General features: G+C 54.9%; 5 protein-coding genes. 2 read left to right on the top strand and 3 right to left on the bottom strand.

The features are described from left to right. The first annotated feature begins 74 nt into the window (after positions 1 to 74). Positions 75 to 1,223, top strand: coding sequence for an acetylornithine deacetylase (gene argE / locus ABDW13_RS22750; RefSeq protein ID WP_101760637.1), 1,149 nt, complete (start codon positions 75 to 77; stop codon positions 1,221 to 1,223). 247 nt (positions 1,224 to 1,470) lie between these two features. Beyond that, positions 1,471 to 4,122, top strand: a complete 2,652-nt coding sequence (gene ppc / locus ABDW13_RS22755) for a phosphoenolpyruvate carboxylase (protein ID WP_343554783.1) — start codon at positions 1,471 to 1,473, stop codon at positions 4,120 to 4,122. A gap of 169 nt (positions 4,123 to 4,291) precedes the next feature. Here the strand turns inward: ppc and metF are convergent, their stop codons facing one another. The 3 genes from metF to metB all read right to left on the bottom strand — a co-directional run bounded on the left by metF (position 4,292) and on the right by metB (position 9,006). Continuing rightward, the gene (metF, locus tag ABDW13_RS22760; RefSeq protein ID WP_343554784.1) at positions 4,292 to 5,188 is read right to left on the bottom strand and encodes a methylenetetrahydrofolate reductase; all 897 of its coding nucleotides are present in this window, start codon (positions 5,186 to 5,188) and stop codon (positions 4,292 to 4,294) included. Positions 5,189 to 5,410: 222 nt separating this feature from the next. After that, complete coding sequence (locus tag ABDW13_RS22765) at positions 5,411 to 7,843, bottom strand: bifunctional aspartate kinase/homoserine dehydrogenase II (protein ID WP_343554785.1); 2,433 nt, start codon at positions 7,841 to 7,843, stop codon at positions 5,411 to 5,413. Between the two features lie 2 nt (positions 7,844 to 7,845). After that, the gene (gene metB / locus ABDW13_RS22770) at positions 7,846 to 9,006 is read right to left on the bottom strand and encodes a cystathionine gamma-synthase (RefSeq protein WP_343554786.1); all 1,161 of its coding nucleotides are present in this window, start codon (positions 9,004 to 9,006) and stop codon (positions 7,846 to 7,848) included. Positions 9,007 to 9,333 lie beyond the last annotated feature (327 nt).

The raw sequence follows: 9,333 nt of genomic DNA on the forward strand, positions 1-9,333 counted from the left end.
AAACGACGTTATTGTATTTTTATTCACTATTAATGCATGAATATTGATACATCCTAACCCAAGGACCGTCAACAGTGAAGACAAAATTACCACCTTTTATCGAACTCTACCGCCAGTTGATTGCCACGCCATCAATCAGCGCAACCGATAGCGCACTGGATCAGAGTAATGAAACTTTAATCAATTTGCTGGCCGGCTGGTTCCGCGATATTGGCTTCAGTGTAGAAGTGCAGCCGGTGCCTGGCACGCGGCATAAATTCAACATGCTGGCGCGCAGCGGATTGGGCGCAGGCGGCTTGTTATTGGCGGGTCATACCGACACCGTTCCGTACGACGACGGCCGCTGGACGCGCGATCCGTTCACGCTGACCGAACACGACAACAAGCTGTACGGCCTCGGCACCGCCGATATGAAAGGCTTCTTCGCCTTTATTCTGGATGCGCTGCGTGACGTTGACGTGACCAAACTCAGCAAGCCGCTCTACGTCCTCGCCACCGCCGACGAAGAGACCACCATGGCGGGCGCGAAGTATTTCTCTGAATCCACCCAATTGCGTCCGGATTGCGCCATCATCGGCGAGCCCACCTCGCTTAAGCCGGTGCGCGCGCATAAAGGTCATCTGTCGAATGTGATTCGTATTCAGGGGCAATCAGGCCACTCCAGCGATCCGTCACGCGGCGTTAACGCCATTGAACTGATGCATGAATCCATTACCCAGCTGATGCAGCTGCGTAACACGCTGAAAGAGCGTTACAACCACGATGGTTTTGCCATTCCTTATCCAACCATGAACTTTGGTCATATTCATGGTGGCGACGCCGCCAACCGCATCTGCGCCTGCTGTGAATTGCACATGGATATTCGTCCGCTGCCGGGCTTAACCCTGAGCGATTTGGATGGTCTGCTAAATGACGCGCTGGCGCCGGTAAGTGCGCGCTGGCCGGGACGTCTGACCGTGGGCGAGCTGCATCCGCCGATTCCAGGCTACGAATGTCCGGCCGATCATGAGCTGGTGCAAGTGGTGGAGAAGCTGCTGGGCGTGCCAACCGAAGTGGTGAACTATTGCACTGAAGCGCCTTTTATCCAGCAGTTGTGCCCAACGCTGGTATTAGGCCCGGGATCTATCAATCAAGCCCATCAACCTGATGAGTTTATTGATACCGCATTTATCAAGCCGACTCATGCGCTTATCACCCAAGTCGTACAGCATTTTTGTCATTGATGAACAACAAATGGGGCATTTCACTGTTAAATCAGCAAATTGCCCCGTCATTGTTCGGGATTTGATAATAAGAATAACTTATCTCGCTTCGCTGCAAGCAAATTCTTTGAATTTCCGCCATTTAGCAGCACATTTACGTAGATTTAAGGCAATTGACGCGCAGGAAGATACGTGGCTAGATAAAAGACGATGTTATGCCCGTTGGGCGTAAGAGTATTAAAAAAGACGATAAGGGTGTCAGGGTCCAATGAACGAACAATATTCCGCAATGCGAAGTAATGTCAGTATGCTCGGCAAACTGCTCGGGGATACGATTAAGGATGCACTAGGAGAGAACATCCTCGACCAGGTGGAGACCATCCGTAAACTCTCTAAGTCATCCCGTGCGGGAAATGACACTCATCGTCAGGAACTGCTGACCACGCTGCAAAATCTCTCAAATGAAGAGTTATTGCCGGTGGCGCGTGCTTTTAGCCAGTTCCTTAACCTGACCAACGTGGCGGAGCAATATCAAACCATTTCACGCAGCGGCGATGGCCCGAACCATCCGGAACTGCTGAAAACCACGTTTGAACGCCTGAAGCAACAAGGCGATATCAGCGAAGCGGCAATTCGCAGTGCGATTGAAGAACTATCGCTTGAGCTGGTGCTGACGGCGCATCCAACGGAAATCACCCGTCGCACGCTGATTCACATGCTGGGCGAAGTGAATAGCTGCCTGCAACAACTCGATCACAGCGATATTTCGGATTACGAACGCACCCAGGTGATGCGTCGTCTGCGTCAGTTGGTGGCACAAGCGTGGCACACCGACGAAATCCGTAAATATCGCCCAACGCCAATTGATGAAGCCAAGTGGGGCTTTGCGGTGGTGGAAAACAGCTTGTGGCAAGGCGTACCTGCTTTCCTACGCGAGCTGAACGAACAAGTTGAAGAGACCTTCGGCATCAAACTGCCGGTTGATTTCGTGCCAATCAAATTCACCTCGTGGATGGGCGGCGACCGTGACGGCAACCCAAACGTCACCGCACCGATTACCCGCCACGCGATGCAACTGAGTCGCTGGAAAGCCGCCGATCTGTTCCTGCGCGATGTCGGCGTGCTGGTGTCTGAGTTGTCGATGTCCGAATGTAGCGACGAAGTGCGCGAACTGTGCGGCGATCCGGAAGCATTGGAACCGTATCGCATGATTCTCAAGCGCATTCGCGATCAACTGATGATGACGCAAGCTTATCTGGGACGCCGTTTGAAAGGCGAGCGCCCACCACGCCCTGCCGATCTGCTGGTCTCCAACGAACAACTGTGGCAACCGCTGTTCGCCATTTATCAATCACTGCAACAGTGCGGCATGGGCATCATCGCTAATGGCCAGCTGCTGGACACGCTGCGCCGCGTGAAGTGTTTTGGCGTGCCGCTGGTGCGCATCGACATTCGCCAGGAAAGTACCCGTCACACCGAAGCGATTGCTGAAGTGACGCGTTATCTCGGTTTGGGTGATTACGAAAGCTGGTCAGAAGCGGATAAGCAAGCCTTCCTGATCCGTGAATTGAACTCCAAGCGTCCGTTGCTGCCGCAGCAGTGGGAACCGAGCGACAACACCCGCGAAGTGCTGGATACCTGCAAAGTGGCCGCCGAAGCACCGCAAGGTTCGATTGCTTCCTACGTGATTTCGATGGCGAAAACGCCGTCCGACGTGCTTGCTGTGCATCTGTTATTGAAAGAAGCCGGTATTCCTTACGCCATGCCTGTCGCCCCGCTGTTTGAAACCCTGGATGACCTGAACAACGCCAACGACGTGATGACGCAGTTGCTGAGCATTGATTGGTATCGCGGCTTCATCAATGGCAAGCAGATGGTGATGATTGGCTATTCCGACTCAGCAAAAGACGCCGGTGTGATGGCGGCGAGCTGGGCGCAATATCAAGCACAGGATGCGTTGATCAAAACCTGTGAAAGCGCGGGCATCACGCTGACGCTGTTCCACGGACGCGGCGGTTCGATTGGTCGTGGTGGTGCACCAGCACATGCGGCGCTGCTGTCACAACCGCCGGGCAGCCTGAAAGGCGGTCTGCGCGTGACCGAACAAGGCGAAATGATTCGCTTCAAATACGGTTTGCCAGAAGTCACCATCGCCAGTCTTTCGCTGTATACCGGCGCGATTCTGGAAGCCAACCTGATGCCGCCGCCAGAACCAAAACCGCAATGGCAAGAGATCATGAATGGCTTGTCAGCACACTCATGCGCGATGTATCGCGGTTATGTGCGTGAAAATCCTGATTTCGTGCCGTACTTCCGTTCGGCCACGCCAGAGCAGGAACTGGGCAAATTGCCGCTCGGATCACGTCCGGCAAAACGTCGCCCAACCGGCGGTGTTGAGTCGCTGCGTGCGATTCCGTGGATCTTCGCCTGGACGCAGAACCGCCTGATGCTGCCAGCCTGGCTGGGTGCGGGTGCCGCGCTGCAAAAAGCCATGGATGAAGGCCATCGCGATGAATTAGAAACCATGTGCCGTGAATGGCCGTTCTTCGCCACGCGCCTTGGCATGCTGGAGATGGTGTTCTCGAAAGCCGACCTGTGGCTAGCGGAATACTACGATCAGCGTCTGGTGGATAAATCATTGTGGCCGTTGGGTAAACAGCTGCGCGATCAGCTGGATGCGGATATCAAAGCGGTGTTAACCATCGCCAACGATGCGCATTTAATGGCGGACCAACCGTGGATTGCCGAATCTATCGCGCTGCGTAACGTGTATACCGATCCGCTTAACGTGTTGCAGGCTGAACTGCTGCATCGTTCACGTGCACAAGAAGCACGCGGTGAAACGGTAGATCCGCGCGTTGAGCAAGCGCTGATGGTGACGATTGCAGGCGTTGCGGCAGGTATGCGTAACACCGGTTAATCGGATGTCATGATGTGAAAAAGGAGCCAATTGGCTCCTTTTTTATTCCCCTCACCCCAACCCTCTCCCGTAAACGGGCGAGGGGGCGGATCGAGCAAAGTTGTAACCTTTTTCTCCACCTAACTATTCCCTCTCCTGCTTGCGGGAGAGGGTTAGGGTGAGGGACAAATTACCCAATTACCGCCGGACGCACACCCAGCGTATGACAAATGGCGTAGCTCAGCTCAGCGCGGTTCAGCGTATAGAAGTGGAAATCTTTCACCCCTTCGCGTGACAGGATTTTCACCATATCCATCGCCACGCTGGCGCCGACCATTTTGCGCGTTTCAGGATCGTTGTCTAACCCTTCAAACATCGCGCTCATCCAGCCCGGCACACGCACGTTGGTCATGGTGGCAAAACGTTGCAACTGCTTGAAGTTTGAGACTGGTAGAATGCCCGGCACAATTTCAACGTCGATACCGGCTGACACGCAGCGATCGCGGAAGCGCAGATAGCTCTCAACGTCGAAGAAGAATTGTGTGATGGCACGGTTAGCACCGGCATCCACTTTGCGCTTCAGGTTAATCAGATCGGCTTGGGCACTTTTGGCTTCAGGATGCACTTCTGGGTACGCCGCCACCGAGATATCGAAATCGCCGACGCCTTTCAACAGTTCAACCAGATCGGAACCGTACATTTCTGGCTTGCCGCTGCCTGGCGGTAAATCGCCGCGCAGCGCCACGATATGACGAATACCGCTGTCCCAATAATCTTTGGCGATGGTACGTAACTCATCTGGCGTGGCATCGATACAGGTCAAATGCGGAGCCGCTTCCAAACCGGTGCGATCTTTAATGCCTTTGATGATGCTATGCGTGCGATCGCGTTCACCCGAGTTAGCGCCGTAAGTGACTGAGACGAATTTCGGTTTCAGGCTGCTCAATCGATCAATCGAGCTCCACAGGGTTTCTTCCATTTCGCTGGTACGTGGCGGGAAAAACTCAAAAGAGACATTAATTTGCCCGTTCAGCTCAGCCAGGCTCTGGTTCAACGCTTCGCGCTGATTGGCGTGAAAGAAACTCATCCTAATTACCTCGTCATCACATATCGATTATCTTGCGGCTTGTGAACATCCATACGTTTAGACGTCCAGATGCACAAAATGAACGATTCTCAGCGTAGCGTCAACTTAAAATTAATGAACAGCCGTGACAAATATTCAAACCAGGTGAAAGCGTTTCATTATAAATGGAAGAAGATGAAGGAATTAGCGAGTTGGGGCGACCATCTGGCCGCCCGCTAAAGATTACAGCAATTGTGCGAGGCGATTAATGTCAGATTGCAGCGCGCCCGCGGTAACATCACGTCCCGCGCCCGGTCCGCGAATCACCAGCGGATTATCGCGATACCAGCGGCTTTCGATGGCGAACACGTTATCGCACGGCAGCAACGAGGCCAGCGGATGTTCAGGGCGCACCGCTTCAACACCCACGCGCGCTTTGCCGTTGGCATCGAAACGCGCCACGTAACGCAGCACCAAGCCCATCTCCTGCGCGGCTTCCAAACGTTGCAGCATCTGCTCGTTCAGCTCGTCAGCATTCTCAAAGAAGTGATCGATGGATTCCCCTTCGCACACTGACGGCACCAGCGATTCCACCCGCACCTGATCCGGCTCGATGTCGTAGCCGGCTTCACGCGCCAAAATCACCAGCTTGCGCATCACGTCCTGACCGGACAAATCCACACGCGGATCGGGTTCGGTTAAGCCTTGCTGCCAGGCTTGATCGACCAATTCGCTGAACGGCACGCTGCCGTCAAATTGCAGGAACAGCCAGGAAAGCGTGCCAGAGAAGATACCGCTGATCGCCAGAATGCTGTCGCCGCTTTCACGCAGATCGCGCACCGTATGATTGACCGGCAAACCCGCGCCAACCGTGGCGTTGTACAGCCAGTGACGACCGGTTTTGGCAAATGCATCGCGCACCTGACGCCAGTTTTGACCGCTCGCCGCGCCCGCGACTTTATTGGCGCTGATCACGTGGAAACCGTGGCTGGCGAAATCGTGATATTGCTGCGCCAACTGCTCGCTGGCAGTAACATCCAACACCACTAAATCGTCGAACGGATGCGCACGCATCCACAGGAACAGCGACTCTTCATCGCGCTCCACCGCTTCGTCGTCGAAGAAAGCTAACGCGCGGCTGGCTTCCAGACCTTCGTAGCTCAGCAGGCTGCGGCTGCTGTCCGCTACGCCCGCCAGCACAAACTCAAAACCGGTACGTGCTGACAGCGATTCCTGCTCGCGCGCAAACAGCTCCAGCCAGCGCGAACCGATATTTCCTTTGCCGAACAGCATTAAACCGATGCGTTTTTCCGCGCGGAATAGCGACTGATGCAGTCCCTGAATCAAATGTTGCGTTGGGCCAACGCGCAGCACCGCCACGATGCTGATGTGTTCCTCAGATTGCCAAACGAACTCGACCGGCTGATCTTTGATTTGCTGCCAGAAACGATGGCTGTGCAGCGGGTTGCGCGTCACGCCTGCACCCACCAATGCCACCAGCGCTAAACCATCGCGCAGTTGTAAATGGCCCGGCAAAGCGGCGTCCTGCAACAAGTTAAACGCGCTATTCACCACTTCGGAGGTGTAGCAGAGTTGCAGCAGGCGGCGATCCGGGTGCACGCCAATCGCCAATGGGCGCAGCTGCGCACGCTTCAACAGCAGATCGATCTCTTTCTGCTGGGTTTTGAAATCGTGATTCTCCGGGATTTTGATCTCCACCAAACACACATCATCGTGGCTGGTGACGATACGAGCGCCGGTGCCGGAAGCCAGCACGCGCTCAATGCGCGTTGAACCTTGCTCCGGTTGATAACTGCAACGCAGTTGTAAATCGATATCGCTGTTGGAAACCGGCTGCAACGTGCGCGTATGCAGCACCGGCGCGGCCAGGCGCGCCAGTTCGCTGGCTTCATCAAGACGCAGCAGCGGCAGCAAACAGGCATCGGAAACTTTGCGCGGATCGGCGCTGTACACGCCCGCCACGTCGCTCCAGATGGTGACGCGACCCACGCCCGCCAGCGCACCGATTTGCGTCGCCGAGTAGTCTGAACCATTACGTCCCAACAGCACGGTTTCACCGGCTTCACTGCGACTGATAAATCCGGTTACTACCAAACGCTTGTGCGGATGTTGTGCCAGCAGCGCCTGCAACAGCGGCCAGGATTTACCTTCATCGACCTGCGGTTGCGCCGCGCGCTCAGCACGCAAGAAGTCACGCGCATCCAGCCACGCAGCTTCAATTTCGCGCTGGCTCAATACCGCCGCCATCAAACGCGCCGACCAGATTTCACCGTGCCCCACCACTTCTGCGTATACCGCGTCGGTGATGGTGCCGTCGAGCAGCGCCGCCAGACGTTCCAGATCACGTATAAAGGAAGCGGTCAGCGTTTCGGCATATTCAGCAGGCAACAGCGAAGCGATCAACTCGCTGTGAAAACGGCGTAAAGCTTGTTGCACCTGATGGGCAGATAAGCGATCGCTTTGGCTTAACTTGAGCCAGCTAATCAACTGGTTAGTGGTGCTGCCTGCGGCAGAGACCACCATTAAGTCGCCTGGCTGGCTGTAATCCGCCATGATGCTGGCCACGCGCTGATAGCAACGTGCGTCGGCCAGGCTACTGCCACCAAATTTGTGCAACTGCTTAATCGGCGTTCCCGCGCCCACTGAACTCGTCATGCTTACTCCTCGGCTGCGATCCGGAATGCATTATCCAGATCGGCGATTAAATCTTCGTGATCTTCAATCCCAACAGAAATACGCAGCAGTGTTTCCGAAATTCCCGCTGCCGCGCGAGCTTCCGCAGACATGCCGGCATGCGTCATGGTTGCGGTATGCGAAATCAAACTCTCAACGCCGCCGAGTGATTCAGCCAGCGTGAACAGTTGCAATGCTTTCAGGAAGCGGCGCAGACGCGCTTCATCGGCATCGATCTCAAAACTCAGCATCGCGCCAAAGCCGCGCTGTTGGCGTTTCGCAAACTCATGACCGGCGTTTTCCGGCAGAGAAGGATGATACAGTTTTTTCACCAGCGGTTGTTGCTTCAGGTAATCAACAATCGCCAATGCGTTGCGTTGTGCAGCGGCAATACGCGGTGACAGCGTGCGTAAACCGCGCAGCAGCAGGTAGCTATCAAACGCTGCGCCGGTTACACCAATATTATTCGCCCACCACGCCATCTCGGTCGCCATCGCCGCATCTTTCGAAATCACCGCGCCCGCCACCACATCGGAGTGACCGTTGAGGTATTTAGTGCAGGAGTGCACCACCAGATCGGCGCCCAGCGCCAGCGGGTTTTGCAATGCCGGGCTGAGGAAAGTGTTGTCGACTACGCTGATGGCACCGACCGCACGCGCGGCGGCGCAAATGCTGGCGATATCCACCACGCGCAGTAAAGGATTGCTTGGGCTTTCCACCAGCACCAGTTTCGGTTTCTCGGCTAATGCGGCATCCAACGCCGCTTTATCGCCTTGATCCACAAACTTAACGCGATACGCGCCGCGCTTGCTCAGGCTGTCGAACAGACGATAGCTGCCGCCGTAACAATCGTGCGGCGCGACCAGCAAATCGCCGGGCTTCAGGAACACGGTGGTCACCAGGTGAATCGCCGACATCCCGGTATTGGTTAATACCGCGCCAGCACCGCCTTCCAGCTCAGCCAGCGCGCGCTGCACCACATCACGCGTCGGATTGCCGCGACGCGAATAGTCATGCGCACGCGGTTCATTGAAGTCGAGGAAGTTATAGGTGCTGGAGAGATGAATCGGCGGGACAACGCAGCCATATTGCTCGTCATCATTCAAACCGCTGCGTACTGCGATGGTTGCCTGTTTGCGCGTCATGGTGCTTACTGTTCCTGAAGAATAAATAAGAGGCAACAGAATAGCATTCAGTTCATAGACGTCAATACATCTGGACATCTAAATGTCTTTGCGTATAGATTGAGCAAACTGTCAATAACCGCTAAAATTGTCCGTCATCGCCTGGTGTTCAGCGCGCTTTTCAATAAGAAGCGATGCGCAAGCATAAAACCTACAGTTTCAGGGGTCAGGCATCGAAAAATCGGGCATAATCAACGGATTTCCCCATATTCAACTTTTATTGATTAAGGTAACCCATGGCTGAATGGAACGGCGAATATATCAGCCCTTACGCTGAACATGGCAAGA

Source organism: Pantoea sp. (genome assembly GCF_039594315.1).
GTDB lineage: Bacteria > Pseudomonadota > Gammaproteobacteria > Enterobacterales > Enterobacteriaceae > Pantoea.